This is a genomic window from Arsenophonus sp. PmNCSU2021_1 (genome assembly GCF_036919435.1).
GTDB lineage: Bacteria > Pseudomonadota > Gammaproteobacteria > Enterobacterales > Enterobacteriaceae > Arsenophonus > Arsenophonus nilaparvatae.
The window spans coordinates 486828-512551 of sequence record NZ_JAZHPL010000006.1; the positions used below are offsets into that span (position 1 = coordinate 486828).

Consider the following 25724-nt stretch of genomic DNA (forward strand, 5'->3'; position numbering starts at 1 on the left):
TTTATTGACTGCTCTCTTAATTTAATGGTAACCATGAACGCCTCATATTTACTTGAAAACTTAAATAATAAGCAACGAGAAGCTGTTGCTGCTCCTCGAACGAATATGTTAATACTTGCTGGCGCAGGTAGTGGTAAAACACGGGTACTGGTTCATCGAATTGCCTGGTTACTGACGGTTGATAAGGTTTCGCCTTTCTCGATTATGGCGGTGACATTTACCAATAAAGCAGCGGCTGAAATGCGTCATCGTATTAATGCGTTATTAGGTAGCGATCAAGGCGGTATGTGGGTAGGAACTTTTCATCGCCTGGCGCATCGTCTATTGCGGGCTCACTATTTGGATGCCAGTTTACCGCAAGATTTCCAAATCTTAGATAGTGATGAACAATATCGTTTATTGCGTAGAATTATCAAGGCCATCAATCTGGATGAGAGTAAGTGGCCACCACGTCAGGCTATGTGGTACATCAATGCAAAAAAAGATGAAGGCTTGCGGCCACAGCATATTGAAAGTTATGGGAATCCAACAGAGGCGACGTGGCTGCGAGTTTATCAGGCTTATCAGGAAGCGTGTGATCGGGCTGGATTAGTTGATTTTGCTGAACTTTTATTGCGTGCCCATGAAATGTGGCTGAAGAAACCGCATATACTACAACATTATCGTGAACGTTTTACCAATATTCTGGTTGATGAATTTCAAGATACCAACAGTATCCAGTATGCCTGGATACGTATTTTGGCCGGTGATACTGGCAAGGTGATGATTGTTGGTGATGACGATCAGTCAATTTATGGTTGGCGTGGCGCACAGGTAGAAAATATTCAACGTTTCTTGCAAGATTTTCCGGCGGCAGAAACTATTCGGCTAGAACAAAATTATCGTTCGACTAACAATATTTTGAAGTCGGCTAATGCACTGATTGCCAATAATAATAACCGGTTAGGAAAAAATCTCTGGACAGAAGGGGCTGATGGTGAACCTATTTCGCTTTATTGTGGCTTCAACGAGTTAGATGAAGCGCGTTATGTTGTTAGTCGCATTAAACAATGGCATGAGAAAGGTGGCGCTTTAAAGCAGTGCGCAATTCTTTATCGCAGCAATGCACAATCACGAGTGCTTGAAGAAGCCTTATTACAGTCTTCAATGCCTTATCGTATTTATGGTGGCCAACGCTTTTTTGAGCGACAGGAAATTAAAGATGCGCTCTCTTATTTACGTTTGGTTGCTAACCGTAATGATGATGCATCATTTGAGCGAGTTGTTAATACACCAACTCGAGGTATCGGCGAACGAACTTTAGACACTGTTCGTCAGGCCGCGCGTGAAAAACAACTCACGCTTTGGGAAAGTTGTGAATATTTATTAGCTGAAAAAGTCCTTGGAGGTCGGGCGGCCGGGGCGATTGAACGGTTTCTTGAGCTAATTGATGCATTAGCTAAAGAAACGACGGATATGCCGTTACATGTTCAAACTGATCGCGTGATCCGCGACTCAGGTCTGCGGTCGATGTACCAGCAAGAAAAAGGCGAAAAAGCGCAAGCGCGGATTGAAAACCTTGAGGAGTTAGTCACTGCTACTCGTCAATTTAGTTATCAAGAAGAAGATCAAGATTTAATGCCACTGCAAGCATTTTTGTCTCATGCTGCGTTGGAGTCCGGTGAAGGGCAGGCGGAGTTACATCAAGATGCCGTTCAGTTAATGACGCTACATTCGGCAAAAGGTTTAGAATTTCCATTGGTTTTTATTGTTGGTATGGAAGAAGGTATGTTTCCAAGCCAAAGGAGTGCGGAAGAGAGCGGAGGGCTGGCAGAAGAAAGGCGATTGGCTTATGTTGGATTGACACGAGCGATGGAGAAATTGACGCTGACTTATGCGGAAAGTCGTCGATTATATGGTAAAGAAGTCTACCATCGTCCTTCGCGTTTTATTGCCGAATTACCGACTGAATGTATTGAAGAAGTCCGTTTGCGTGCAACGGTTTCTCGCCCTATTAGTCATCAGCGACTTGGTACCCCAATTAATCGAAATGATAGTGGCTATGCATTAGGCCAACGGGTTCGTCATCCTAAGTTTGGTGAAGGAACTATTATTAATTTGGAAGGGGATGGTGAGCGTTGCCGCTTGCAGATAGCTTTTCAGGGCGAAGGGATCAAATGGGTGGTTGCAGCTTATGCTAAATTAGAGTTGCAATAAAGAATGCTTGAAGTATGGGAATTTTTGTTACTAATTAACTGGCTATTATTTTGCTATTTGGGGTTCTGAAGGAGGCGCCATAATATGCTGCTGGCATTTAAATTAGACAACCACCGTTTGTCTCGCCTTGAGCTTGATGAAGGTGAAAAACTAACCGATGCGGTATGGGTTGATTTAATGGAGCCTGATGAAAAAGAACGGCAAACAGTGCAAACTGAATTGAAACAATTATTAGTAACCCCATCTGAATTAACCGATATTGAAGCATCGGCTCGTTTTTTTGAGGATGAGGATGGTTTACATATTCATTCATTTTTTTATTATCAAGATAGTGATGAACATGTTAGTAATTCGACGGTTGCTTTCACTTTTCGTGATGGCCGTTTATATACCTTACGGGAGCGTGATCTGCCGGCTTTTCGTTTGTATCGTATGCGTTCAAGAAGTCAAAAGCTGATCGATGCTAATGCTTATGAATTATTTTTAGATTTATTTGAAACCAAAATTGAACAACTTGCTGATGTAATAGAAAATATTTATAGCGTATTGGAATCGTTAAGCCGGATTATTTTGGAAGGCAAACAAGGTGATGAACTCGATAGCGCACTTTCTAATTTAGCGGAACAAGAAGATATTGGCTGGAAAGTGCGGCTGTGTTTGATGGACAGTCAACGAGCATTAAATTTTTTGATCCGCCGAGCAAGATTGCCGGCAGGTCAATTAGAGCAAGCGAGAGACATTTTACGTGATATTGAATCACTGCTACCTCATAATGAATCACTATTTCAAAAAGTAAATTTTCTTATGCAAGCGGCAATGGGTTTTATTAATATTGAGCAGAGTCGAATTATTAAAATTTTCTCCGTTGTTTCTGTGGTCTTTTTACCGCCGACGCTGGTGGCGTCCAGTTACGGTATGAATTTTGAATTTATGCCTGAATTAGGCTGGCGTTTTGGCTATCCGGCAGCAATTATATTGATGATTATTGCCGGGCTGGCACCTTATCTTTATTTTAAACGTAAGAATTGGCTTTGAATTTATCAGATAAATAAAGATAACTTGAGTAAAGTAGAAAGGCCAGCTTAATAACATAAGCTTCATATAACGTTTATTTAAAATAGATTTTTATTATGGTCTTAGCTTGATTATTTATATTTAACCCACGAAACAAGTGGCTATGCCTGTTGCGATATGTTTATTTTCGTTATTATGCAATTCGGCCCGGGCAACAGAAATCTTATTACCAGTGCGAATGATTTTTCCACTTGCAATAAATTTTTTACCACGACCTGGACGCAAGTAATTAATATTTAAATCGATGGTCGCAAAGGCTGATAAACGGTCTTTGAGCGCTTCTTTTGACAATGAAGTTATTCGATTAATGCATTACAAAAGCAAATTACACTGCTAGCAACATCTAACACTGCAGCAATTGCACCACCATGTAGGATTTGTTGTTCAAAGTTTCCTATCAATTGTGATTTGTTGTTAAAAATTAACTTGATCTGGGTGTTATCAAAGGATAACAACTCAAGACCTAATAATTGGTTGAATTGCATTTGAAGATATTTTCCAATTATAAGTTTCTGTGCATCGTCCAATGTAAGGGCAGGCGTATTCATAAATATTCTCTTAATTATTAGATATTATGTTAATCAACGATTGTTATTATGCAAAGGTTGGCAATTTTTCTATGATTATGCTTTATGAATAGGTAAAAATAAATGGTTATTTGGCATAATAAAGAGTGACTTTTTTTCTTCTAACCTCTTTATTTTATAGCGGAAATTAATAGGATGCTGTAATTCTTATCAGAGTCAGGTAGCATATATTTATTTACCGCTTTTTATCAAAATTGATTAGTCACGTTTATTAAGGATACCAGTGTCTACTGCGGAAATTATCAATATTACATCCCCGGCTCGGCAAGTGTTACAGCAGATTTTTGGTTATCAGCAATTTCGGCCAGGCCAAGAACAAATTATTAATACTATACTTACAAATCAAGATTGTTTGGTCGTTATGCCAACCGGCGGAGGAAAATCTCTCTGTTATCAAATACCCGCTTTAATTTTACCTGGCTTAACCATAGTAGTTTCTCCACTGATTTCATTAATGAAAGATCAAGTTGATCAGCTTTCTCAGTATGGTATTGAAGCCAGTTATCTTAATTCAAGCCAAACCGGGCAACAGCAAAAGCAGGTAATTGAGCATTGTCGGCAAGGCAACATAAAATTACTTTATATTGCCCCAGAGCGGTTGGTTATGGATAATTTTCTTGATCAATTGCCGAAATTAAATCCGGTTTTATTGGCTGTCGATGAAGCTCATTGTATTTCACAGTGGGGACATGATTTTCGCCCTGAATATCGAGCATTAGGGCAATTGCGGAGTCGTTTTCCACAGTTACCAGTTATTGCCTTAACGGCTACTGCCGATCAAACAACGCGTAATGATATTATTGACGGGCTTGAACTGTGTGAACCACTTGTCCATATCAGTAGCTTCGATCGACCTAATATTCGTTATACTTTAGTAGAAAAATACAAGCCTCTTGATCAGCTTTGGTTTTTTATTAAAGGACAAAAGGGTAACAGCGGTATTGTTTATTGCAATAGCCGTAGTAAAGTTGAAGAGACAGCTGAGCGATTGTATAAACGGGGTTTGAGTGCGGCGGCCTATCATGCGGGTCTTGATAATACACAACGCGCAAAAGTACAGGATGCTTTTCAAAAAGATGACTTGCAAGTGGTGGTTGCAACGGTGGCATTTGGTATGGGAATTAATAAATCTAATGTCCGTTTTGTCGTCCATTTTGATATTGCCCGTAATATAGAATCTTATTATCAAGAAACCGGTAGAGCTGGACGCGATGGCTTAGCTGCAGAAGCCATTTTATTTTATGATCCCGCTGATTTATCTTGGTTGCGTCGTTGTTTGGCGGAAAAGCCTGCCGGACAATTACAAGAGATTGAGCGCCATAAACTAAATGCCATGAGTGCTTTTGCCGAGACACAAACCTGTCGCCGTCTAGTATTGTTAAATTATTTTGGTGAAAATCGGCAGCAACCTTGTGGTAACTGCGATATCTGTTTAGATCCACCGAAACGGTATGATGGCCTAATTGATGCTCAGAAAGTACTTTCTTGTATTTATCGGACAGGGCAGCGTTTTGGTATCGGCTATATTGTTGACATTTTGCGCGGCGCAAATCATCAACGTATACGTGAATTTGATCATGATAAGTTGCCAGTTTATGGCTTGGGTAAAGAACAGAGTCATGAGCATTGGGTGAGTGTGTGTCGGCAACTTATTCATATGGGTTTAGTGAACCAAAATATTGCTCATTTTTCAGCATTACAATTGACAGAAGCAGCTAGGCCGATATTGCGCGGCGAGGTACCATTACAATTGGCTGTTGCTAGAGTTTTATCGAAAAAAAGCCGTAATCAGCAAAATAAAAACTACCAAGGTCATTATGATAAAAAATTATTTGCTAAATTACGTCAATTAAGAAAAGTGATTGCTAATGAAGAAAATATTCCACCTTTTGTGGTTTTTAACGATGCTACTTTAATAGAGATGGCGGAGCGATGCCCTGTCGGGCCGAATGAACTACTGTTGATTAATGGTGTAGGTCAAAGAAAATTAGCACGATTTGGTGAGGCATTTATGACATTGATTCGCGATCATCTGGCAGATTTTGAATGAGTTTAGGAGTAATTATGACGCCTGACATGCTAAAAGCGAGTTGGCTGACACGTGAATCTCAGTTTTTAGCGTTTGCTAATGGTCCGCTTTTAGATTTTTGGAAGATGCATGATGAAGCAGAATTTATTGGCGTTGATAATATTCCTATTCGTTATGTAAAAATTTGTTCTGCTCAGCATGATAAAGCGATTGTTATTTTGCCCGGGCGTAGTGAAAGCTATGTAAAATATCCTGAAGTCGCTTATGATCTTTATCATCTTGGTTATGATATTTTTATCATAGATCATCGTGGACAAGGCCTTTCGGGAAGAATGTTGGCCGATCCGCAAAAGGGGCACGTCGAAAAATTTACTGATTATATTGATGATTTTGAATCTTTTATTTCTCTTGAGATCAAGTCACGACACTATTCACGTTGTTATGCACTATCCCATTCAATGGGAGGGGCTATTCTTGCGGGTTATTTGCTGAGAGATAGTCTGACCTTTAATGCTGCGCTTTTATGTGCTCCAATGATAGGCATTAATTTACCGGTTTCACGTTGGTTGGCAAATTTTATCATTCAATGTGCTGAGGCGAGATCCAACACCCGTGATGATTATGCAGTATCAACCGGTAGATGGCAGCCATTACCCTTTATTATTAATGTGTTGACCCATAGTTATGAACGTTATCGGCGTTATTTACGTTATTATGCCGATTATCCTGAATTACGTCTTGGTGGTCCAACTTATCATTGGATTGGGGAGAGTCTGCAGTTTGGTGCTAGCTTAATTGAAAAAGCGGCAGAGATTGCGGTTCCGCTGATGGTATTAGAAGCGAGTGAAGATAAGGTCGTTAGTAATCGGGACATCCAGAGATTTTGTGTCGCTCGGCAAAAAATGCAGATGGGAAGAGAGGAAAAGCTACCTTTAATTATTGAAGGGGCAGACCATGAAATATTATTTGAAAACGATGCATTACGTGCTATGGCACTTAATGCAATTTGTGATTTTTTTGATCAACATTGATTAACCAAGGAAAAACAATGACGTATTCTGTTGTTGCTTCAGATTTAGATGGTACTTTACTGTCTCCTGACCACACTTTACCCCTTTATACAAAAGAAACGTTAAAATTATTAGCAGAAAAAAATATTCATTTCATTTTTGCTACGGGTCGCCACTATATTGATGTTGATCAGATCCGTAATGGGTTAGGGATTAATGCTTATATGATCACATCTAATGGCGCTAGGGTACATAACACCAATGGAGAGCTGATTTTAACGCATAATCTTGATCCTGATATTGTTCATGAGCTCTGTTTAATGGAGTTTGATAATCCGAATATTCTGACCAACTACTATTCTAGCGATAATTGGTTAATTAATAGGGAGAGCCCGGAGCAAAAAGCATATTTTCAAGAGTCTGTTTTTCACTATCAACTTTTTGAGCGTGATAATTTTTCGACGACGGATGTGAGCAAAGTTTATTTTACTTGCGAAGATCATCAGCAGTTACTGCTATTGCAGGAACAAATAAGAAATCGTTGGAGTGATCGTGTCAACGTTAGTTTTTCATTACCATGTTGTCTAGAGGTTATGAATGGTAGTGTTTCCAAAGGAAATGCACTAAAGCAGGTAGCGGATTTATTAGGCTATACTTTGCAGGATTGTATCGCTTTTGGTGACGGAATGAATGATTATGAAATGTTAACCATGGCGGGAAAAGGCTGCATTATGAAAAATTCACATCAATTATTACGAGATAATTTACCTGATATGGAAATTATTGGTTCTAATGAAGAAGAAGCCGTTTCCTATTATTTACGTCGACTTTATAGTGGTATTTAAATATTTGGCGTAGATAAAAACCATGTAAATTGAGGTTACGGAAGTTCACTTTAGAAAATAACAGGATAATTTATTATTAATTTGTTGCAGTGCTTCCGTTTTTAATTATATCAACAGGTTAATTAATAATGAATTTTCAAGATTTATTATGATTTATATTATGGAAAATAAATTGCTTAAATCTATTTTTGAATTGTGATTTGTATAGTGTGAAATAAAGGGATACTAAGATTAGTATCTTAGTATAATTTTTGAAGCGTTAGTTATAAAAAGGAGCTGGCGATATGAGAAAATTAATTCTGGTATTTACGCTAGGAATAATAAGTTATGGTTCTTTAGTATCTGCTAATATAACAACTACAAAATCTAATGGAATAACGCAATTACAGCAATTAGCTGAACAAGGTAATGACAAAGCTTAGTATGAACTAGGGGAAAAATATTTCCGTGGACAAGGAATTTCTCAGGACTTCAAACAGGCTGTCGTTTGGTATTTGAAATCAGCTGAATTAGGTAATGCAGATGCGCAATTTAGACTCGCGACTATGTATGTTAATGGTTTTGGTGTTAGGCGTGATTATGATCGGGCAATAGAATGGTACCAAAGGGCAGCAATCCAGCAGCATGTTCGTGCGCAAAGCAATATGGCTGCCATGTATGCTCATGGATTAGGTGTGAAACGAAATTTACCGGAAGCAGCATATTGGTATGAGCAAGCATCAAAAGGGGGTTATGCATTAGCACAGTTTAATTTGGGATTAATGTATAGTATTGTGATAAAAGATTATAAAAAAGCCGTCTATTGGTTTAAACACGCTGCAAAACAGGGATATGCTAAAGCTCAGGATCGTTTAGGTGTCATGTATGCAGAGGGACATGGTGTTAATAAAGATAATAAAATGGTCTATGCATGGTTAGCTACCGCAGCTTGTAATGGTAATAAAGAAAGTCAAAAATTTCATGATAGGATCGGTAAATTGTTTTCTGATAAAGAAATGAAGGCAGCGCAGGCGTTAGCTGAACGTTATATTAAAAAGTACCCCACCCAAATTGATTAAAAATAAATTAACTGATAATTAGATTAAATCCGTTATATATTAAAATAATATTATATTTATGTTAAAAATAAATATGATATATTTTGTTTGATTTTTATACAATTTTATCTGTTATTTAAACGGCCAAAGTTGATTGTAATTTATAATTCTCCGGCTTTTCTTGCCGGCTTTCGCCCAGATGTATTTTTTGTTGCACTTCGTAATAGATTATTACTGGCAATATCAACTCGGGCTTGAAAGGGCGGAAATGGTAGCGTGATCCCATGTTGTGCAAAACCGATTAATATATTTTGATGAACTTCATGGCGGGTGGGCATTCTGTGCCCCATTTCTGCCGCATAAATACGTAATTCAAAGATTTGAATACCTTGTTGTAAATCAACTAGATATACTTCAGGTGCCGGGTTAGTTAAAATCATCGGCGTTTTCTCGGCGGCATTTAATAATATCTGACTGATCTCGGTACTATCTACATCAGCGGGCGCTGGAATGGTTAAAACAATACGAGTGATAGTATCGGATAACGACCAGTTAATAAATTGCTCGGTAATAAAGGCTTTATTAGGAACAATAATTTCTTTACGATCCCAATCTGTTAAGGTTGTTGCTCTAGTATTGATTTTGGTAATACTGCCTGTTAAATCACGAATAGTGACGGTATCGCCTATACGAATTGGTTTCTCAAATAAGATCATTAAACCAGAAATGATATTGGCAAAGATTTCTTGTAGCCCAAAGCCAAGTCCAACACCCATCGCGGCAATTAACCATTGTAGTTTTGACCACTCAATACCAAGCATGGAAAACCCGACTAAGCTACCTATAAGCGCAATAGTATATTTAGTCAAGGTGGTGATTGCATAGCCAGTTCCTGGAGTTAAATCAAGGTGTTGTAACAGGGCGAGTTCCAACAATGCCGGCAAATTTCTAATTAGTTGTGCTGTAATTATAATAATAAGAATAGTAATAAATAGTGAGCTGAGGGTGATCGGTTGAATGGTATCTACACCATTTACCGTAGTAGTGACATTACAAAGCCGGATATTTTCCAGAAAAGAGAATGCTGAGTGTAGCTCAGACCAAATTAAAATCAGTGAGACTAACGCTACCATAGTGAGAATAGAGCGCACAAGTCCCAGAGATTGCGCACTGATTGTATCTAAGTCAATCGCACTTTCTTCGATATCGACTAAGCCTTCGCCACTACTATTATTGTCACCTTCATCTTTTGCTCGCTGAGCGAGAATGTCAGCGCGACGCTGTTTTGCTCTTTCAAAAGCAATTTTACGCCGTTGGATAGACATCCAGCGGCGGATAATGTGATAAATGATCAGTAAGAAAAACCAGATTGCAACAGAGGTTTCCAGCCTGGCTAAAAGTTCTTGAGATGTTGAAAGGTAACCCAATAATGTGGCAACCGCAGAAAAAATTGGCGCTATAATCAATAATAACCACAATATATTGCTAATTGCATTCTCACCCGAGCCGTGGCGATCTAGATAAAGTGGTACGCCTACTCGTTTGAGGTTATGGGTAATCAAACTTAGCTCAATACACAGTAATAAGAAGCATAGTCTGCCTAAGCTTGGGGCAAATTCACGGTCGTTATAATATTCAAACGTAATCAAGGCCATCATCAATGGTACTATGACAAAACTTGATAATTGGTAGTAACGCATTGCCCTTTTTACGTTTTCTTCTGACCAGCCAAAATGAGAAATAAACAATCCGTTTGGTAGTGCAAAAGTAGCACTAATCATAAAAACCCATAAAACCGGTGTTGTTGCTCTCACCCCAGAGCCAATAGCAGTGGCCATAGGGAATTGCCAGGCGCTTTGAAGGCCGTAACCAATCGCTGACCATAAAATAGGTAAAGGGAGTGCTATCAGAATAGACCAAAATACGGTTCGTAAGGTTAGAGCAAAGCGATCCTGGGTTACTTTACCAATACGGGTACTAGCGCGAAGAAGAAAATTATTATAATGCTGATGGGTACTAATGCTAAAAATGACGATAGCAACAGCAGCTAGCAGGTATAACAAACTATCCTGACTGGCGAAGATAACTCTAATTGCGCCACTGAGTTGAGATAATGTATCTAATGATAGTAAGCGAGTCAGATCTTTTACTATGGTAATTGGATAGTTGAGACTTATAGGATCGGTATCCGCAATCCAGAACATATAGCGATGGGTCGCATCTTTGATATCTGTTAATGCATCGGTTAACTGGGTTGCTGCAACGTAAAGCTTGGTTAATTCCAATATTTCACTATCATAACCAGAAATTATTGAGCTTAATAATTCTTTCCGGGTTTGGATGAGTGAATCATAAATTTGCGTTTGTTCTGGCGTCAAATTTTTTATTTCGGCTTGCTTTTCCTCGTTCTCTTTATTGTTGGAATCGAGATTTTCCAACATATCTTGATACTGAAGGCGAACAACTCGTTTGTTGATGATTTCTCTGTCAATTTGCTGATTTTTGGGAATTTCTGGCAAATGGTATAACTGCGCGCGTAATGCTTCACCTAAAGTAGTTGAACCGCTTAACCATTGGGCCTGTTCACGAATTGTCCCAAGCGCTTGACGAACGGTTAGTATATCACTGGAAGTCTGGCGTTGCCTTTGTTCAATATCATTTATTCTGTATGCTTGTTCATTAAGTCGTTGTGATAATTTACGATTTAGTTGCAATTGGGCTGTTAAAAATTTGGGAAGCTCTCCCCCTTGAGCCGCTAACATTTCAGTGTGTTTAAGTGCCAGTTGTGCTTTTTGTTGGCGCTGAAAGTTTAGATGATTTCGCAGTTGTTGAAGCTCTTGGTCGATTTGTTGATAACGTTTTTTAAAAAGCTCATTGCGTAAACGAGCAATTTCTTGGCGATTATTGGCTGAAAGCTGTGCTATTTCTAGTTCATTGGTTTTTGACTTTCTTGCCGTGACTTCTGTTTGTGCTAAGTTATATTGTGCTTCAGCTAAAGGGGAAACCGGAACATGCAGCGACTGTAGTCTTACGGTAGAGTCAGAAAGCAGCCGGCGAGCTTCTAATAATTGTTGAGGCAATGTTACAAGAGAATCGCTAATTTCACGATTTCTATCTTGTTCTTGCTGAATTTGTCTGCCTTGCTCAAGTAATTGACTACTAGCCTGAACAATACGTTGCTCAAGTTCGAGGATAGTTATATTGGTTGGTATAGTAACTGTTTTATTGCTTTCAATAAGAAATTGTTGCTGTAATTCTTTTATGATTTTGGGGAAATCATCAATTGCTTCTTGATAAGCGCGGGTTTTTTTCTCTGACTCTTGTGCCTCTGATAACCAATTTAGGGCAATTTGTAATGCCTGAATAATCTCTGCATTTTTTGAATTTTTATTTGCTTCAAGTTGCTTAATCTCTTTTTTAATTTGTATTTCATCAAGATTAATTGCTGCAAATGCAGGTATCGTGATGAAAAAGAGACTAAATAGAATGCCGACTATCAGGCGCACAATATGATTTCCTCAGATAAAATTATTCAGATCCATCAATTAAATTTTGTCGATGGGTCTGTTCCTTAGTATTTGGATAAATTGATTCTGCTAATAATTCTCCTACTCGAGTGACGGATCCTTGCTCTAGAGTAGAATTGAGTTTGATATGGTTAGATTCAAACAAATTGATAACAGTTGAACCCAGTTTGAATTTTCCCATTTCTTCACCTTTTTTCAGATAAACTGCACCTGTTTTATCTTTTTCTGGGTAAGTCCAACGTTTGATAATTCCTTCCCGTTGATTATTGACGCAGCCACACCAGCTAGTATCTATGCTGCCAACAATTGTTGCGCCTATTAGAATTTGAGCCATTTTTCCAAATGCTGTTTCAAAAATACAGATGAGACGTTCATTACGGGCGAAAAGATTAGGGACGTTTGTTGCAGTCAGTTGATTAACAGAAAAGAGATCACCAGGAACATAAATCATTTCAGTTAGCAAGCCATCACAAGGCATATGGACACGATGATAGTCACGTGGAGATAAGTAAGTAGTTACAAACAAACCATTTCGAAACTGCTCGGCCAGTATATAATTACCTGCTAACAATGCCGCTAAACTGTAAGAATGACCTTTAGCTTGTAGGATCTGATCATCTATAATTAATCCTAATTGGCTTATTACACCATCGGCTGGTAGAGCAAGTTGATTACTACCTGCAACAATAGGACGAATATTTTGTTTTAATGGGCGAGTAAAAAATTCATTAAAGGTAGAATAAGCGGAAAACTCACTTTCTTTGGCTTCTGCCATATCAACTTTATAAAACTTGGCAAAAAGCTTGATCATTAATTGGGTAAACCCAGCCGCTTTTTGATCCGCAAGCCAACCTGCTAATTGCGTTAGCCCTTGTTTTGGTAATAGATATTGTAATTTGATCTTTATTTTTTCCAGCACATTAACCTCTAATCTGATCCTAATGTTATTGGGTTGTCATCAAAAAAAGATAGTTATTGTACCTATGCTTTTTATGAATTCCAGAATTATGTTTATAACTATTTATTATCTGTAAAAGATCCACGTGGTTTTATTTGTTCCATGCTTGCTAAAATTCGATGGTAATTTTCGAAACGTGATTTTGCTATTTTTCCAGCGATTACCGCTTGTTGTAATGCACATCCAGGATCGTCTAAATGCTTGCAATCACGAAATTTGCAGTATCCCAAATATTGCCTGAATTCGACAAATCCTTTAGTTATTTGTTCCTTTGTTAGATGCCATAAGCCAAATTCACGGATGCCTGGTGAATCGATAAGATCACCTCCTTTGGCGAAGTGGTAAAGACGTGCCGTTGTTGTTGTATGTTGACCTAATCCTGAATTATCAGATACTTGGTTGATTAAGATTTTTTCTTCATTATCAGGTAATAAGTTATTAATCAAACTGGACTTACCAACACCAGATTGCCCGACAAAAATAGATATTTTTCCTATAAGGTTTTCAATAAGCGTATCTATTCCTTCATTAGTATGACTGGATACCTCTAAAACTACATAGCCAATGTTATGATAAAGTTTTATTGCTTTACTTATTTCTTTTCTGTTCTCTTTATTGAGTAGGTCAATTTTATTTAAAATAATCATTGGTGCAATATTAAGTGTTTCGCAGGCAACTAAATAACGATCAATAATATTTAATGATAATTGGGGTAAAATTGCTGAGACAATAATCGCTTGGTTGATATTAGCCGCGATAGGCTTGAGGCCGTCATAGTAATCGGGGCGAGTCAAGACCGATGTTCGTTCATAGACTGCTTCTATGACACCATTAACTTTTATATTAGATTGCTGATGTAGCGCAGGACGCCAAATAACACGATCACCGGTGACTAATGAGTGAATTGTTCGGCGAATATTACAGCGTTGAATGTCACCTTCATTTGTCTCGATATCTGCATGCTGACCAAAACGGCTAATAACTAACCCATCTTGGGGAATACCAAGCTGATTATCATCAATATCTTGCTGAGATTGTTTTTTTAGCTTAGTTTGATGGTTTGCATGTATTCGGCGTTGTTGGCCTTTGGTAAATTTCTTTTTAGCCACCTGACCTCACTAATTTTATTGGTTTGTTGATTGAATTCATTATCAAGAGTTATCGCAGTTGTGCTTTTAAGAAGCTATCATACACTAAGTATTGCATGCTATCAGTTTAGAATGGAACCTAGGATATAACATGGTAAATAGTGAGAACAATTTGATATGGATAGATTTGGAAATGACAGGATTGGATCCGGAACAGGATCGTATCATTGAGATCGCAACAATTGTCACTGATTCCAATCTAACTATTTTATCCGAAGGGCCAGTGATTGCCATTCATCAATCAGAGCAACAGTTGTCACTTATGGATGAGTGGAATGTTAAAACTCATACTGAAAGTGGATTGATTGATAGAGTTAAATCTAGTCAATATGATGAAAAAAAAGCAGAATTAGCCACAATTACATTTTTAGAAAAGTGGTTATCTGCGGGGGTTTCACCTATTTGTGGTAATAGTGTTGCTCAAGACCGTCGTTTTTTATTCAAATATATGCCTGAGTTGGAAAAATACTTTCATTATCGTTACTTAGATGTGAGTAGCTTAAAAGAGCTGGCGCGCCGTTGGAAGCCTGATATATTGGCCGGTTTTACGAAAAAAAATACCCATCAGGCTTTAGAAGATATAAAGGAATCTATTGCAGAATTAGCTTATTATCGTCAACACTTTATCAACCTTTAAATCGTGTTATGATCATGCTGATTATGAGCGATTTGCTGTTTTAATCAGCATTTAGATTGAAAATAGATTTTTTATGGTTAAAAGTACTTGTCTGTTTGATAATTTTTCGTATAATTCGCAACCCATAGTGATTGGTAATCTTGTTGTTATAAATATGCGGGAATAGCTCAGTTGGTAGAGCACGACCTTGCCAAGGTCGGGGTCGCGAGTTCGAGTCTCGTTTCCCGCTCCAGTATCTTATTTATTTTTATTTCTTAATCACATTTTCTTAATGCGTGAATAGCTCAGCTGGTAGAGCACGACCTTGCCAAGGTCGGGGTCGCGAGTTCGAGTCTCGTTTCCCGCTCCAAATTCTTCTTTTATCACTATTAGCATAAAATTCTGTGATATAATTTATTGTTTCTTCTTATATTTTTTGTTCTTTCAGCTTATTAATTACTCAAAGTTTAGTGGCCAATTTATACCTATTTTGTTGATGAATTTTATTTTTCTGTTTTGGATTTTATTTAATTATAAGAATAAAATTTTTTGTTGCTCTATGATAAAAACCGTCTATTTTTAAATAGGAGATTAGCTACTAAAAGAAGTCACAGTCTTGATTAATAGTCAACAATTATATAGCTAATCGAGATAGAATTTGTTTGAAAAATCGGGCACATAGGACTTGCAAATCCTATCTGCTAGGCATAGAACTTCACTCCCCCAATTTTGAAGTAGATCACGAGTTTCGCACCAATAAAAAAACGCTCTATTTTTAAGTTTAATTCAGCATAATATGTAAATAGATAAAACCTTATAAATTAAATATAACTTATTGTAAATTAATTGAATTTATGCATTTCAGTAACTTGCAGATTAATCATTACTTTTAAGCCATTTCTAGAATTTTATAGGCCTGTGCGAAACTCGTGTAGATGTGATGTTACAGCATATACTTTATCAGTGAAGTGAACAATGTGGTGTCATTCTTGGCAGGGAAATTATTTTAGTATTTAAAATGTATTGTAGGTGAATTGATGTTGTTATTTACATTAATCTTAGAAATTTTATGGCTAAAACTGCTATATTTTCTCAGTTAAAATGTTTTAATAACTTATTCATTTACAATTGAATTTTGGTTATGGCACACAGTGTCTATTTTGCTTTGTTGCACAGAGTTATCCACAGGCAAATGCGTTTTTCTATCGCTATCGCTATTGATGCTTTTCTTTATCAATATCATTTAACTTATTGAAAATATTTAAAAAAATATTTATATTTTTTGATGATTGATTATATGGTTATTTTTTTATGATCAATGCATTTTTATTTTATGCACAAGTAAAATTGAAGTATCTATTCTAGAAAATACTGATGTTAATAACTATATATTGCGCGCAAGGCGCTATTATTATTTTGATAAGGTTTTTATTTATAATAAAAGTATCATTTTAACGATATATTTCAAGGTGTAACTACCTAAGGCAATATAATATTTTAATAGTGGATATTTACCTATGTCTCGATATATTGTAGCGCCTTCTTAGTGATGTAAAAAAGCTTCTCTCAACCAAATAATTTTAATCGTTTAAGACAATAATATTGCATAATAAACGTTAATTTTTTGATATTAATAGAAATTTTTATATGTTTGTTTTTTATATAAATATGTACAAATCAAATGATAGAATATTGATAAAAGCAAGTAACTGAAAAAGATTAACTAGCTGAATAATAAGCATATGATGTAAATTTTATTGATAAATATAACATTAAATATCGCTATAATATTCGGTAAGTAATAGTATTTTGTGATATATTTTATGAATTAAATTATTAGATAAAAAATTATAAAAAGTGGAAATATTTTCATGAAAGAACTTATATTATTGCTTGCTAATGAAAAGGCAACAATAACCTTAGGGCAGTGTTTAGCTCAGCTTTGTAAGCAGGGTTTTATTCTTTATTTATATGGAGACTTAGGTGCGGGGAAAACGACTTTTTGTCGTGGTTTTTTGCAAGGTTTAGGTTATCAAGGACATGTAAAAAGTCCAACCTACACTTTAGTTGAACCCTATTTGTTGACTCCTAATCCTGTTTATCATTTTGATTTATATCGTTTAATTGATCCTGAAGAGCTTGAATTTATGGGTATCCGTGACTATTTTGATTGGCAGGCTATATGTTTGGTGGAGTGGCCAAAAAAAGGTGAAGGGATGCTACCATGCGCTGATCTTGAACTCTACCTATCATATGACAATAATGGAAGACAAGCACGATTTGTCGCGTTATCAACATGTGGGGAAATGTTATTAGAAAAATTGTCATAATAGGAATACTAATCATGATGAAGACTTCGATGATTAATATAATAAAAAGATGGCAAACTCATGTATTTCTTTTATTAATGACAATAATATTACTTAGCAACTTATTATTGTCTAATGCACAGGCTGCAACTTTATCCAATATTCGCGTCAATGATAATTTATCCGAGGCAAAAGTCACTTTACACTTTGCTGGCGGTAATCCAGAGTACCGCTTCTTTCCCCTTCATGAGCCTGAGCGTTTGGTTGTCGATTTTCGTCAATCTGATCAGGTATCTGGATTACCAATGAAGTTTATAAATAATAATTTGGTTAAAGGGATCCGTACTAGTCAGCCACCGAATAGTCAGTATCAACGTATTGTTATCGAATTGGCAAATGCAGTGAAAGCAAGTGCCGTGGCTGAACAAATAAATCATCGCTATCAAATAGTTTTTACCTTAAAGAATAATCGTGCTGGGGCATCGCAGCCTCAGACATCTAAGTCCGCAACTGAAGCAACCAATAAATTGCTATCAATTGATTCACAAGCTGAGAAAAAGTTAGCCAATAACTCACCAACTCCCTCAATATATAAAAATTTACCTAAAGGTACTCGGCAAGTTGTCGTGGCAATTGATGCTGGACATGGTGGTAAAGATCCAGGCGCAATTGGGCAAAATGGTCATCGTGAAAAAAATATAACAATGATAATTGCGCGTAAATTAGAGAACCATTTAAAGACAGATCCAATGTTTAAGCCAGTGATGACCCGTAATGGCGATTATTTTATTTCTGTAGCGGGTCGTTCAGAAGTGGCACGACAAAAAGCGGCTGATATGCTCGTTTCAATTCATGCTGATGCAGCACCTAATAATCGTGCCCGAGGTGCTTCTGTCTGGGTGCTTTCCAATCGAAGAGCGAATAGTGAATTGGGTAATTGGCTTGAACAACATGAAAAGCAATCTGAATTATTAGGTGGTGCCGGTGATGCGTTAGCAAATGGTGCAGATCCTTATCTTAGCCAAGCTGTTTTAGATTTACAATTTGGCAATTCCCAACGTGTAGGTTATGCTGTCGCGGTAAAAGTACTGAGAGAATTAAGTAAAATTGGTAATATCCATAAATATGATCCAGAACATGCCAGTCTTGGTGTACTTCGTTCTCCCGACATTCCATCTATTCTGGTGGAAACAGGTTTTATTAGTAATATTTCTGAAGAGCGCCTTTTAGTTTCTGACGATTATCAGGAAAGTTTGGCGGTAGCTATTCATCAAGGATTACGCAATTATTTTACCCAACACCCCTTACAAGCAGCGCCAAAATGATGGAATATGGCAGAGGTCATTATGTCAGCGATACAAATTCTTTCTCCTCAGTTAGCTAATCAAATTGCTGCGGGTGAAGTTGTTGAACGCCCATCATCGGTTGTGAAAGAGTTAGTCGAAAATAGTCTTGATGCTGGCGCCAGCCGTATTGATATTGAAATTGAGCGTGGTGGGGCAAAACTTATCCGTATCCATGACAATGGTGGTGGTATCGCCAAAGAAGATTTAACACTAGCGTTGGAGCGACACGCTACCAGCAAAATAGCCACGCTAGAAGATCTGGCCGCTATTATGAGTATGGGATTTAGAGGAGAAGCGCTGGCCAGTATTAGTTCGGTTTCTCGTTTAATACTAACTTCACGCGTCGAGACTCAGACAGAAGCCTGGCAAGCTTATGCTGAAGGGCGTGAGATGAATGTTACGCTAAAACCTGCTGCTCACCCAATAGGAACAACAGTTGAAGTTCTTGATCTGTTTTATAATACGCCGGCTCGACGTAAATTTTTACGTACAGAAAAAACCGAATTTAGCCATATTGATGAGATTGTACGTAGAATAGCTTTAGCGCGTTTCGATGTTGTAATCAATTTGCATCATAATGGTAAATTAGTTCGCCAGTATCGTGCGACAAATAGTGAAGAGCAATATGAACGACGCTTAGCTGCTATTTGTGGTACTTCTTTTATACAAAATGCGTTGAAATTATGTTGGCAACATGGTGATTTAGCCATTAAAGGCTGGATAACTAATCCCTATTTAGGTAAGGCCGCTGAAATTCAATATTGTTATGTTAATGGGCGCATAATGCGCGATCGATTAATCAATCATGCAATTCGTCAGGCCTATGCTGATCGTCTGCAAGAAGAACAGCAAGCGGCTTATGTGCTTTATTTAACCATTGATCCTCATCAGGTTGATGTTAATGTTCATCCAGCCAAACAGGAAGTTCGTTTTCACCAAGCTAGATTGGTTCATGATTTTATCTATCAGGGTGTGAACACGGTACTAAGCCAACAACACCAAAAACAATTTAATCAAGTCTCTGTTAGTTCAAACCAGGAAACTCATCTTGCTTCAGGATTACAAAATCGGTTAGCTGCGGGTGAAAATTTTTTTGCCTCAGATGATTCAAAGCAGCATTTAGTTATTAAAGAGCAAGAAGCACAAGTAATAACAGAATTAAGTGCCAGTAGCCAAATTTCGCCGTCTAAAACAGCATCATTTTCTTGTTACAATAATGGAAAAATAGCTAAAAAAATCTATAACAAAAAACACGGTGAGCTTTATCAGCAATTGATGCAAAATGAACCAGCTAAACAAGAAAAAATCCCACTTTTTCCAGAGCGAGAATCGATAAAAACTGAAAAAATAGCAGTAAAATCGGTTGATATAGAAAAAAATGATAAAAATTATACGTTTGGTAAAATACTAACAATTTATTCTAAAAATTTCGCATTTATTGAATCATCATTTGGAATAGGTTTGTTATCATTAGCGGAAGCTGAGCGATATTTAAAGCGAAGTCAATTAATTCCTACTGATAAAGAATTAAAATCTCAGCCCTTACTGATACCAATAAAGCTCGCATTAACAGAAAAGGAAATTGAAACTTTTTATCGAGTAAAGGTATTATTAAGCACCTTAGGTTTTGACATCAATATTTCTCATAACAAAGCAACAATTAGTGGTGTATCTTGTCCCTTGAGATCACAAAATTTAGCTGAGCTATTTCCAAAACTATTGAAATATCTTGCTCAAAATACTTCTTGTCAGTTGATGGAATTAGTTGTTTGGTTAGCAGATCATTTAGTAAATGAAAAACAAGTGTGGACGATTGCACAAGGGGTACAGTTATTAGCGGATCTTGAGCGGACTTACCCTAAATTAGTTAAAGAACCACCGAAAACATTACTACAGCTAATTGATTTTGAATCGGTGATAACGGCTTTAACTCATGAGTAAACAAATTTTTCAACATAAACCGCAAGCGATTTTTATCATGGGGCCAACGGCGTCAGGAAAGACAGCATTGGCAATGGGATTGCGTCAACAATTACCCGTTGAAATAATTAGTGTAGATTCTGCTTTAATTTATCGCGGTATGGATATAGGAACAGCGAAACCAACACGGGAAGAGCAACAAATTGCTCCACACCGATTAATTGACATATTGGATCCTGCACAGTCTTATTCAGCTGCAGATTTTCGCCGTGATGTTTTATTAGAAATGGAAAAAATTGTCGCATCGGGCCGTATTCCCTTACTCGTTGGGGGGACTATGCTATATTTTAAAGCATTACTGGATGGGTTGTCACCCTTACCTTCTGCCGATGTCACAATTCGGGCAGAAATTGAAATGCAAGCGAAACAATTTGGTTGGGGTGCAATTCATAAACGTTTGCAAGCGGTTGATCCAATATCGGCAGCTAGAATCCATCCTAATGATCCTCAACGATTGTCTCGTGCCTTGGAGGTTTTCTTAGTTTCCGGGAAGAGTCTGACAGAATTAACTGAAATTGTAGAGGCAGAATTACCTTATAATGTGTTACAGTTTGCGATTTCACCGCAAGATCGTAAAATTCTCCACCAACGTATTGAGATGCGCTTCCTGCAAATGTTGAAGACGGGTTTTGAGGATGAAGTTAGCGCTCTTTATGCTAGAGGGGATCTCCATGGTGATCTACCAGCTATACGTTCTGTTGGTTATCGTCAGATGTGGTCATATTTGTCTGGTGAAATCAGCTATGATGAAATGGTTTATCGTGGTATATGTGCAACACGTCAATTGGCTAAACGTCAAATTACATGGTTAAGAGGATGGAAAAACGTGCATAGACTCGATAGCGATGATATTAAGGGAATTCTTAACACAATATTGCATGTTATTAGTGCATAGGTTTGCTATTTATGTACAATTGGTGGTAAAGGCACAATTTTTTTGAGTAGTTAATTTTTTCGAACCATAAAGGTTCTTAGTTAAAAACAACAAAATAAGGAAAATAGAGAATGGCTAAGGGGCAATCTTTGCAAGATCCGTTCCTAAACGCGTTACGTCGTGAAAGGGTTCCGGTTTCCATTTATTTGGTCAATGGCATCAAATTACAAGGTCAAATCGAATCATTTGATCAATTTGTTATTTTACTGAAAAACACAGTAAGCCAAATGGTATATAAGCATGCTATTTCTACTGTAGTACCTTCTCGTCCTGTATCTCACCATAGTAATCAAGGGGGTAATACAGGCTTAGGTAATTACAATACAGGTAATGTGGCAGTTCCTCAGGATAGTGATGCGACTGAATAATTCAGTTAATTATCTGAACAAAAAAGTACAGGTAAAGTTCCTTTTACCTGTACCTTGCCTGTTTGATATTTTTTAAGTCTAAGGAGTTGTGCTTTTGTTTGATAGACATGAAGGTGGGGAATTAGCTGTTCTTGTGCATGTTTTTTTCTCTAATGAAAAAGATACTGAAAACCTGATTGAATTTGAATCATTAGTCATCTCTGCGGGCATTAAGCCAGTACAGATAATCACAGGAAATCGCAAATCACCGCAGGCTCAATATTTTGTTGGTGAGGGTAAAGCGCAAGAAATTGCGGCAGCTGTTAAAGACAGTAATGCCGATGTGGTTCTTTTTGATCATACGTTAAGCCCTGCACAGGAAAGAAATCTTGAACGATTATGTCAGTGCCGAGTTATTGATCGTACGGGTTTAATTTTAGATATATTTGCACAGCGCGCACGTACACATGAAGGTAAACTACAAGTTGAATTAGCTCAGTTAAGGCATATTTCTACCCGTTTGGTACGTGGCTGGACTCACCTTGAACGACAGAAAGGAGGGATCGGCTTACGTGGACCTGGTGAAACGCAACTTGAAACGGATCGTCGATTGATCCGCGGTAAAATTCGACAAATTCTTTCTCGGTTGGCTAAGGTAGAAAAGCAGAGAGAGCAGGGTAGACAAGCTAGAAGTAAAGCGGGTATTCCCACCATATCATTGGTAGGTTACACTAATGCAGGTAAGTCTAGTCTGTTTAATCAAATGACAAAGTCTGAAGTATATGCAGCAGATCAATTATTTGCTACGTTAGATCCTACATTAAGGCGTATTGATATTGATGATGTTGGAGTGACAGTGTTGGCTGATACTGTAGGTTTTATTCGCCATCTACCTCACGATCTGGTCGCTGCATTTAAAGCAACATTGCAGGAAACACGTGAAGCCAGTTTATTATTACATGTTGTCGATGCTGCGGATAACCGTATGGAAGAAAATATCCGCGCAGTTGAAAGTGTACTAGAAGAAATTGAGGCTAATGAAATTCCAGCGCTGTTAGTCATGAATAAAATTGACATGTTGAATGGATTTACTCCCCGTATTGATCGCGATGAGAATAATGTCCCTATTCGGGTCTGGCTCTCGGCTCAAACTGGTGAAGGGATTCCATTATTATTACAGGCGCTGACAGAACGCCTTTCTGGTGAAATTGCACACTATGAATTGCGTTTACCGCCAGAAGCGGGTCGTTTGCGCAGTCGGTTCTATCAACTTCAGGCAATCGAATATGAAGAAATGGATAAAGATGGCAGTATCATGCTTGAAGTGAAGCTGCCCATTGTTGACTGGCAAAGACTTTGCAAGCAAGAACAACCTTTACTTGAGTACATTGTTAAGTCAACACATTAAATGTGGTCAATAAATTGAACAAATTAAGAGTAAAATATTTTGCTCTTAGCCCTGAAAAACCAATCATAACGAATGGAGCTATAACATGGCGTGGAATCAGCCCGGTAATAACGGACAGGACCGCGACCCGTGGGGAAGCAGCAATAGCGGCAACTCCAGTGGTAATAAAGGTAATCGGAAAAAGGGAACAACTGATCTTGACGATCTGTTACGCAAGTTGAGTCGCAAACTTGGTGGTTTAGGTGGGAATAATAAAGGTAAAAATGGTTCGAGTAATCAAAATGGCGTCAATATAAACGGCCGTTTTATCGTATTTATTATCGCAGCAGTTGTTATTATTTGGGCTGCAAGTGGTTTTTATACGATAAAAGAGAGTGATCGTGGCGTCGTTTTCCGTTTTGGTAAATATAGCCATACTGTTGAACCGGGTTTAAATTGGAAACCAAATTTTATTGAAAAAGTGATTCCGATTAATGTTGAAACCATTCGTGAACAAGCGACTAATGGTATGATGTTAACTTCGGATGAAAATGTTATTCAAGTAGAAATGAACGTCCAGTATCGCGTAACAGATCCGGCTCAATATTTATTTAATGTTACTAACCCGGATAACAGTTTACGTCAGGCAATAGATAGCGCAGTACGTGGAATTATTGGTCAATCAGCAATGGAACAGGTGTTAACGACGAAACGTGCCTTTATCCGTGATGAAACACAAAAAGAGTTAGAAAATACGATAAGACCTTATAATATGGGTATAACGATATTAGATGTTAACTTCCAGGCTGCTCGTCCACCGGAAGCGGTTAAAGCCGCATTTGATGATGTTATTGCAGCGCGAGAAGAAGAACAGAAGACCATTCGTGAAGCGCAAGCTTATCGTAATGAAGTTTTGCCATTAGCGAAAGGTAATGCGCAGAAATTGATTGAAGAAGCAACAGCTTATAAATCAAGTGTGGTTTTCAAGGCGGAAGGTGAAGTCGCTAGCTTTGCCAAAATGTTGCCAGAATATCGAGCTGCTCCTCAAATCACTCGAGAACGTTTATATATTGAGACAATGGAACGAGTACTAAGTAATACGCGTAAGGTTATTGTTAACGACAAGAGCAATAGTATGTTAGTGTTGCCGTTAGAGCAGATTTTACGCAGTGGAACCAAAGATAAAGCAGCAGATATACAAAAAATAACACCACCAAAAGTTATTCAGCAATCAGATATTTCTACTGAATCGCCTTATTCATATAGCTATGGTACGCGGGATAATGCTCGGGGCAGTAATTCAACTCGTGTAGGGAGACAATAATCATGCGTAAATCAGTGATTGTTATTATTGTTGCTGCATTAGTTGTGTTGTATATGTCAATTTTCACCGTTCAACAAACAGAAAGAGGCATTATTCTACGCTTTGGTAAGGTTGTGCGTGATAGTGACAATAAACCTATTATTTATGGGCCAGGGTTGCACCTCAAAATACCATTTATTGAAACGGTAAAAATGCTGGATGCTCGTATTCAGACATTGGATGTTCAGGCCGATCGCTATCTGACTCGAGAAAATAAAGATTTAATGGTTGATTCCTATTTAAAATGGCGAATTACTGATTTTAGTCGTTACTATGTGGCGACCGGTGGCGGTAATCCTTATCAAGCTGAAACTTTACTGAAACGTAAATTTAGTGATCGTTTGCGTTCAGAATTTGGCCGTTTAAATGTGAAAGATATTATTACCGATTCTCGCGGGCGCTTGACCGTCGATGTGCGTGATGCACTTAATAAAGGTTCTGGTTCAGATACAGAAGCGACAAAAGATGCAGATCAGGCTATTGCCTCGGCAGCAGCCCGTTTTGATCAAGAGATCAAAGGTAATTCGCCAGTTGTTAATCCAAACAGCATGGCGGCGTTAGGGATCCAAGTTGTCGATGTTCGTATCAAACGTATTGAATTGCCAAGTGAAGTTTCGGAAGCGATATATCAACGTATGCGCGCTGAACGAGAGGCTGTAGCACGCCAACATCGTTCACAAGGTCAAGAAGAGGCCGTGAAGATCCGTGCAGCAGCAGATAAAACAGTGACCGAGACATTGGCAGAAGCGGAGCGCACGGCACTGAAATTACATGGTGAAGGAGATGCGATGGCAACTAAGCTATTTGCTGATGCATTTAACCAAGATCCTGATTTCTATGCTTTCATTCGTAGTTTACGGGCATACGAAAAGAGCTTTAGTAAAAATGGTGATGATGTGATGGTATTAAGCCCAGATACCGATTTTTTCCGCTATATGCGAGCACCAACTAAACAAAGAGCGGTACAGTGATCATTTAAAGATAAATGAAATGATTGCCAATTGACTCTAGGTAAGCCCGCATTAGGCGGG

The 25724-nt window shown here is 37.8% G+C and carries 21 protein-coding genes, 2 tRNA genes and 1 pseudogene; 19 read left to right on the forward strand and 5 right to left on the reverse strand.

What is annotated here, in order from left to right; all coding sequences use genetic code 11:
* Nucleotides 1-24 precede the first annotated feature (24 nt).
* Together uvrD and corA are read left to right on the forward strand one after the other, a co-directional pair.
* Entirely contained in the window at nucleotides 25-2196 is a 2172-nt protein-coding gene (uvrD, locus tag V3224_RS15440; protein ID WP_334471565.1) for a DNA helicase II, read from the forward strand.
* Between the two features lie 84 nt (nucleotides 2197-2280).
* Nucleotides 2281-3231 (forward strand): magnesium/cobalt transporter CorA, encoded by a 951-nt coding sequence (gene corA / locus V3224_RS15445; RefSeq protein WP_180558550.1) that lies wholly within the window; start codon nucleotides 2281-2283, stop codon nucleotides 3229-3231.
* A gap of 120 nt (nucleotides 3232-3351) precedes the next feature.
* Here corA and V3224_RS30075 read toward each other — a convergent pair whose 3' ends face one another.
* Nucleotides 3352-3561 (reverse strand): hotdog fold thioesterase, encoded by a 210-nt coding sequence (locus V3224_RS30075; protein ID WP_442890490.1) that lies wholly within the window; start codon nucleotides 3559-3561, stop codon nucleotides 3352-3354.
* Between the two features lie 5 nt (nucleotides 3562-3566).
* Nucleotides 3567-3818 carry a hypothetical protein gene (locus V3224_RS30080; RefSeq protein ID WP_442890492.1) on the reverse strand — a complete coding sequence of 84 codons (252 nt, stop codon included), beginning with the start codon at nucleotides 3816-3818 and terminating at the stop codon, nucleotides 3567-3569.
* A 262-nt stretch (nucleotides 3819-4080) separates the two neighbouring features.
* Here V3224_RS30080 and recQ point away from each other — a divergent pair, with 262 nt between their 5' ends.
* The 6 genes and pseudogenes from recQ to V3224_RS15480 all read left to right on the forward strand — a co-directional run bounded on the left by recQ (nucleotide 4081) and on the right by V3224_RS15480 (nucleotide 8799).
* The gene (gene recQ / locus V3224_RS15455) at nucleotides 4081-5907 is read left to right on the forward strand and encodes an ATP-dependent DNA helicase RecQ (protein ID WP_334471569.1); all 1827 of its coding nucleotides are present in this window, start codon (nucleotides 4081-4083) and stop codon (nucleotides 5905-5907) included.
* A gap of 14 nt (nucleotides 5908-5921) precedes the next feature.
* Nucleotides 5922-6917 (forward strand): lysophospholipase L2, encoded by a 996-nt coding sequence (gene pldB / locus V3224_RS15460; protein ID WP_334471571.1) that lies wholly within the window; start codon nucleotides 5922-5924, stop codon nucleotides 6915-6917.
* Nucleotides 6918-6934: 17 nt separating this feature from the next.
* Nucleotides 6935-7741 (forward strand): sugar/pyridoxal phosphate phosphatase YigL, encoded by an 807-nt coding sequence (gene yigL, locus V3224_RS15465; protein ID WP_334471573.1) that lies wholly within the window; start codon nucleotides 6935-6937, stop codon nucleotides 7739-7741.
* 284 nt (nucleotides 7742-8025) lie between these two features.
* The gene (locus tag V3224_RS15470) at nucleotides 8026-8163 is read left to right on the forward strand and encodes a hypothetical protein (RefSeq protein WP_334471575.1); all 138 of its coding nucleotides are present in this window, start codon (nucleotides 8026-8028) and stop codon (nucleotides 8161-8163) included.
* Nucleotides 8164-8175: 12 nt separating this feature from the next.
* Nucleotides 8176-8247 (forward strand): annotated as a pseudogene (locus tag V3224_RS15475) (SEL1-like repeat protein); the annotation flags it as partial.
* The gene (locus tag V3224_RS15480; RefSeq protein ID WP_334472046.1) at nucleotides 8236-8799 is read left to right on the forward strand and encodes a tetratricopeptide repeat protein; all 564 of its coding nucleotides are present in this window, start codon (nucleotides 8236-8238) and stop codon (nucleotides 8797-8799) included. The pseudogene V3224_RS15475 and the gene V3224_RS15480, both read left to right, overlap by 12 nt.
* A 140-nt stretch (nucleotides 8800-8939) precedes the next feature.
* Here the strand turns inward: V3224_RS15480 and mscM are convergent, their stop codons facing one another.
* The 3 genes from mscM to rsgA all read right to left on the reverse strand — a co-directional run bounded on the left by mscM (nucleotide 8940) and on the right by rsgA (nucleotide 14372).
* Nucleotides 8940-12284 carry a miniconductance mechanosensitive channel MscM gene (gene mscM, locus V3224_RS15485; protein ID WP_334471577.1) on the reverse strand — a complete coding sequence of 1115 codons (3345 nt, stop codon included), beginning with the start codon at nucleotides 12282-12284 and terminating at the stop codon, nucleotides 8940-8942.
* Between the two features lie 22 nt (nucleotides 12285-12306).
* Entirely contained in the window at nucleotides 12307-13224 is a 918-nt protein-coding gene (gene asd, locus V3224_RS15490) for an archaetidylserine decarboxylase (protein ID WP_334471578.1), read from the reverse strand.
* A 98-nt stretch (nucleotides 13225-13322) separates the two neighbouring features.
* Nucleotides 13323-14372: a small ribosomal subunit biogenesis GTPase RsgA gene (rsgA, locus tag V3224_RS15495; protein WP_032114353.1), complete on the reverse strand. Its 1050-nt coding sequence runs from the start codon at nucleotides 14370-14372 to the stop codon at nucleotides 13323-13325.
* 130 nt (nucleotides 14373-14502) lie between these two features.
* Here rsgA and orn point away from each other — a divergent pair, with 130 nt between their 5' ends.
* The 11 genes from orn (at nucleotide 14503) to hflC (ending at nucleotide 25664) form a co-directional block, all read left to right on the forward strand.
* Nucleotides 14503-15048, forward strand: coding sequence for an oligoribonuclease (gene orn, locus V3224_RS15500; protein WP_334471580.1), 546 nt, complete (start codon nucleotides 14503-14505; stop codon nucleotides 15046-15048).
* Nucleotides 15049-15204: 156 nt separating this feature from the next.
* Nucleotides 15205-15280 (forward strand) — tRNA-Gly (locus tag V3224_RS15505).
* Between the two features lie 41 nt (nucleotides 15281-15321).
* Nucleotides 15322-15397: transfer RNA gene (locus V3224_RS15510), tRNA-Gly, on the forward strand.
* Nucleotides 15398-16898: 1501 nt separating this feature from the next.
* Complete coding sequence (gene tsaE / locus V3224_RS15515; RefSeq protein ID WP_334471582.1) at nucleotides 16899-17357, forward strand: tRNA (adenosine(37)-N6)-threonylcarbamoyltransferase complex ATPase subunit type 1 TsaE; 459 nt, start codon at nucleotides 16899-16901, stop codon at nucleotides 17355-17357.
* 14 nt (nucleotides 17358-17371) lie between these two features.
* Nucleotides 17372-18661 carry an N-acetylmuramoyl-L-alanine amidase AmiB gene (amiB, locus tag V3224_RS15520; RefSeq protein WP_334471584.1) on the forward strand — a complete coding sequence of 430 codons (1290 nt, stop codon included), beginning with the start codon at nucleotides 17372-17374 and terminating at the stop codon, nucleotides 18659-18661.
* A gap of 6 nt (nucleotides 18662-18667) precedes the next feature.
* Nucleotides 18668-20623: a DNA mismatch repair endonuclease MutL gene (mutL, locus tag V3224_RS15525; protein WP_334471586.1), complete on the forward strand. Its 1956-nt coding sequence runs from the start codon at nucleotides 18668-18670 to the stop codon at nucleotides 20621-20623.
* On the forward strand, nucleotides 20616-21557 hold the full coding sequence (miaA, locus tag V3224_RS15530) for a tRNA (adenosine(37)-N6)-dimethylallyltransferase MiaA (RefSeq protein WP_334471588.1): 942 nt from the start codon (nucleotides 20616-20618) through the stop codon (nucleotides 21555-21557). The genes mutL and miaA overlap by 8 nt, the downstream gene beginning before the upstream one ends.
* A 110-nt stretch (nucleotides 21558-21667) precedes the next feature.
* A complete protein-coding gene (gene hfq, locus V3224_RS15535) occupies nucleotides 21668-21964 on the forward strand; it encodes an RNA chaperone Hfq (RefSeq protein WP_026821863.1) in 297 nt (98 codons plus the stop codon).
* A gap of 94 nt (nucleotides 21965-22058) precedes the next feature.
* A complete protein-coding gene (gene hflX / locus V3224_RS15540) occupies nucleotides 22059-23351 on the forward strand; it encodes a ribosome rescue GTPase HflX (protein ID WP_334471592.1) in 1293 nt (430 codons plus the stop codon).
* An 85-nt stretch (nucleotides 23352-23436) separates the two neighbouring features.
* Complete coding sequence (gene hflK / locus V3224_RS15545) at nucleotides 23437-24654, forward strand: FtsH protease activity modulator HflK (protein ID WP_334471593.1); 1218 nt, start codon at nucleotides 23437-23439, stop codon at nucleotides 24652-24654.
* 2 nt (nucleotides 24655-24656) lie between these two features.
* A complete protein-coding gene (gene hflC / locus V3224_RS15550) occupies nucleotides 24657-25664 on the forward strand; it encodes a protease modulator HflC (RefSeq protein WP_334471594.1) in 1008 nt (335 codons plus the stop codon).
* Nucleotides 25665-25724: the final 60 nt, after the last annotated feature.

Excerpts from the sequence above, each read along its gene's own strand:
- hflK (WP_334471593.1), top strand. The coding sequence starts at position 23,437 with ATGGCGTGGAATCAGCCCGGTAATAACGGACAGGACCGCGACCCGTGG.
- orn (WP_334471580.1), top strand. The coding sequence starts at position 14,503 with ATGGTAAATAGTGAGAACAATTTGATATGGATAGATTTGGAAATGACA.
- hfq (WP_026821863.1), top strand. The coding sequence starts at position 21,668 with ATGGCTAAGGGGCAATCTTTGCAAGATCCGTTCCTAAACGCGTTACGT.
- hflC (WP_334471594.1), top strand. The coding sequence starts at position 24,657 with ATGCGTAAATCAGTGATTGTTATTATTGTTGCTGCATTAGTTGTGTTG.
- yigL (WP_334471573.1), top strand. The coding sequence starts at position 6,935 with ATGACGTATTCTGTTGTTGCTTCAGATTTAGATGGTACTTTACTGTCT.
- corA (WP_180558550.1), top strand. The coding sequence starts at position 2,281 with ATGCTGCTGGCATTTAAATTAGACAACCACCGTTTGTCTCGCCTTGAG.
- V3224_RS15470 (WP_334471575.1), top strand. The coding sequence starts at position 8,026 with ATGAGAAAATTAATTCTGGTATTTACGCTAGGAATAATAAGTTATGGT.
- V3224_RS30080 (WP_442890492.1), bottom strand. The coding sequence starts at position 3,818 with ATGAATACGCCTGCCCTTACATTGGACGATGCACAGAAACTTATAATT.
- uvrD (WP_334471565.1), top strand. The coding sequence starts at position 25 with ATGGTAACCATGAACGCCTCATATTTACTTGAAAACTTAAATAATAAG.
- mutL (WP_334471586.1), top strand. The coding sequence starts at position 18,668 with ATGGCAGAGGTCATTATGTCAGCGATACAAATTCTTTCTCCTCAGTTA.
- miaA (WP_334471588.1), top strand. The coding sequence starts at position 20,616 with ATGAGTAAACAAATTTTTCAACATAAACCGCAAGCGATTTTTATCATG.
- amiB (WP_334471584.1), top strand. The coding sequence starts at position 17,372 with ATGATGAAGACTTCGATGATTAATATAATAAAAAGATGGCAAACTCAT.
- pldB (WP_334471571.1), top strand. The coding sequence starts at position 5,922 with ATGACGCCTGACATGCTAAAAGCGAGTTGGCTGACACGTGAATCTCAG.
- tsaE (WP_334471582.1), top strand. The coding sequence starts at position 16,899 with ATGAAAGAACTTATATTATTGCTTGCTAATGAAAAGGCAACAATAACC.